The organism is Bacteroides sp. 2201st1_D9_2201SCRN_220225, assembly GCF_040928965.1.
Lineage (GTDB): Bacteria > Bacteroidota > Bacteroidia > Bacteroidales > Bacteroidaceae > Bacteroides > Bacteroides stercoris.
Map to the genome: position 1 here is coordinate 1 of NZ_JBCODG010000159.1, position 2380 is coordinate 2380.

A 2380-nucleotide genomic window follows, 5' to 3' on the forward strand; every position below is an offset into this window, starting at 1 on the left:
ACTGCAAGTCTGGAAATGAAGCATGCGATGACATTGGTACGCGTACGCCTGATGAAAGACGAATACATGGGTACGGGGCTGGTATCGGACATGACTTTCAAGAATGTATATACGGCTGGAACGCTTGATGCCACGGCAGGAACGATAACAAAGGATTACGGAACAGGTCGGGGGATAATCAAGGCCGGCGGGAACTACATGCTCAATGATGCCAACCCGGTGATTGTGGATGCCATCCTTATGCCCAAGCCGGCGCACGACGAACCGGTATATGTAAGTTTTACCATTGACGGGCAGGAACATACCTATACATTCCCGGTACTGCATGAATGGCAGGCAGGTATGAAATACACCTACACCTTGAAAATGACAGGAAACTATAATTCCCCGGTAAACAAGGAACAGGTTGATATAGATGTGGAATATTGGAGCCGATATGGTAAGACGGATGAAATCATACTCAATCCGAATCCGGAAGATTACGAATTTACCATTTGGCCGAACTATACGGAATATGGCTATGATTGCTATCAGAATGAAGGTAAGGTTTTCGGTACATTCTACTATCCCTGGTGCGGTACATCGGAAGGAGAACTGCGCTTTGTATTCATGAGGGAAGGAACCAATGAGATAGTGGAGAAATTCCAGCCGATAGACATCAAGACCAATGGTGCATGGGACGGTAAGCGTATCCAGTGCTATATTACTTCCGCTCCCGGTACATACCAGCTTGTTCCTCTGTTCCGTAAGAAAGGAGAAACAATGTGGTGCAAGGCAGTAGATTATGACTATGGCAGTACGGATGAGGAATGGCTGTATGAAGTAAAAGCACCTGCACCGGATAATCTGCCGGCATTACGCATGATGGAAGTGGAAGGACAAGGATATACTTCTATTCTTGTATATCCTGTGCCTGATGATACTCCGTGGAATTTGGTATATACTTTGTCAAACAAAGGAGAAAAAGCCTTGAAAGGAAAAATAAAAGCTGTGTGGGAACGTGAATTTAAGCTGAAGTCCAATTCATACAGACCAAGCGACAAGAAAGAAGGAGCCGTAAACGATGAGGAATGGCGTGATGAATTAGGCATGATCTCTGTGAGCATCCCGGAAGGAACACGTTTTTGGAAAGGTATCATGAGTTGTCAGTTTCCGGTTAAACATTTAAACCCCACACATGACGGCGTTGGGTATGCAAGTCCGCTTGTACATCTGTATTGGAGAGCTGAAAATTCGGATAAGTGGATATTGCTCCGGTGTGATGCCGATTATCTGTTTAATCGCAATTATACGGGAGGGTATATTTGGGATGAAACGACAAATTATGTGAAAGTAACGCCTCAGAGCTGGCACTAAAATTTATATGTTATGAATATATTTTCAAATAAGCAATTACAAAAGGCAGAACAGATACTTCAGTCTCCATTGGCAAAATTGAGTGATCTGACATCACCTGAGATACATAATCTGGCTGTAGTGTGGTGCTATTATTCTGGAAAGATTGAAGGGAACACATATACATACGTTGAGACGGAAGCCCTTCTAAAAGACGGCATCACATCGGAAAAACGATATGAGGATGCAAAAATGCTGAAGAACCTGCATAACCTTTTTGTCTCTGAAATGGAATATATCCATAAGGGGAAGAATATTGAAGTAATAGATGAACGTACTCTGCTCCGGCTGCATTCAGGTTTGTCTTCCGGATTAGTTTCCGACGAAGAAGCCGGACAGTTTCGCACACGTCCGGTAAGGATATCTGGAACCGATTATATACCTCCTCGGGACGTATATGAAATACGTTTCAAACTAAGCGAAGTGCTTTATCGGCAGACGGAGCTGGAGAACCCTCTTGAACGTGCAGTGTATCTTCATTGCAACATTGCACGGATACAGCCATTCATCGACTGCAACAAACGTACGGCACGTCTTGTGGAAAGTATTGTGATGATGAATGCTGGGTTGATTCCGGTGTACTCCTCAAAAGATGCCGATATCCTGAATTACCGCAAAGGACTGATCAGTTTCTATGAAAACGGGACATACAGTCTGTATGCTGATTATTTCCTGGACAAACAGATGGCCCGGATAAAAGAATTGACGACGGATACCGGTATGGAAATGTAATTCATTGGCATGACATAAGATGAATTTAAAGTGGAGAAGTCCCGCTGCAGTGATGCACCGGGACTTCATTTTTGCATAGTTCTAACAGTACTATTACAGCAAACTTTAGCATGAATTCCATAGATATATACTTTCATGGAAAACAATCTGATGGATTTGATGATATGTATATCAGTTCAATACTTCGGTAAATTTTTACCGAAAGATTAAAAGTTAAACAATAGAACCGGCAAAAGCTGGTTCGGAAACACTA

Annotated in this window: 2 protein-coding genes; both read left to right on the forward strand. The window is 42.9% G+C overall.

The annotated features are described in order from the left end of the window. Positions 1-1356 (forward strand): fimbrillin family protein (locus AB5903_RS22340; RefSeq protein ID WP_368118310.1); only part of this gene is annotated, 1356 nt, incomplete at its 5' end. A gap of 12 nt (positions 1357-1368) precedes the next feature. Next, positions 1369-2127 (forward strand): Fic family protein, encoded by a 759-nt coding sequence (locus AB5903_RS22345; protein ID WP_016662279.1) that lies wholly within the window; start codon positions 1369-1371, stop codon positions 2125-2127. Positions 2128-2380: the final 253 nt, after the last annotated feature.

Excerpts from the sequence above, each read along its gene's own strand:
- AB5903_RS22345 (WP_016662279.1), top strand. The coding sequence starts at position 1,369 with ATGAATATATTTTCAAATAAGCAATTACAAAAGGCAGAACAGATACTT.